The organism is Desertibacillus haloalkaliphilus (assembly GCF_019039105.1).
Classification (GTDB): domain Bacteria; phylum Bacillota; class Bacilli; order Bacillales; family KJ1-10-99; genus Desertibacillus; species Desertibacillus haloalkaliphilus.
Genome location: NZ_JAHPIV010000340.1, coordinates 1 through 378 on the forward strand (window position 1 = coordinate 1; position 378 = coordinate 378).

The 378-nt window shown below is 55.0% G+C and carries 1 protein-coding gene; it reads left to right on the forward strand.

Features of this window, described 5'->3' with window-relative positions:
• Nucleotides 1-378, forward strand: a 378-nt coding sequence (locus tag KH400_RS30045; protein ID WP_217228349.1) for a hypothetical protein, incomplete at both ends; no start/stop codon positions are given.

Sequence of the window (378 nt, forward strand, 5' to 3'; positions counted from 1 at the left end):
GGGGGGGGGGGAAGAGGGGGAAAAAGGGAAGAAAGGGGAGGAGGGAGGGAGGAGGAGAGGGAAGGAGAAAAGAGGGAAGAAAGGGAGAAGGAGGGAGGGAGGGAGGGGGGAGGAAGGGGGAAGGAAAGGGGAAAGAAGGAAGAAGGAAGGGAGGGGGGAAAAAAGGAGGGGGAGGGAAAGGGGAAAGGAAAAGGAAGAGAGAGGGGGGAGGGGAGGGAAAAGAAAGAAGAAAGGGGGAAAGAGGGGAGGAAGAAGAAGGAAGAAGGAGAAGAGAAGAAAAAAAGGGGAGGAGAGGAGAAGGGAAGAGAAGGAGAGAAAAGGGGAAGAAAGAAGGAAGAGAGGAGGGAGGAAAAGGAAGAAAGGGGAAGAAGAGGGAGG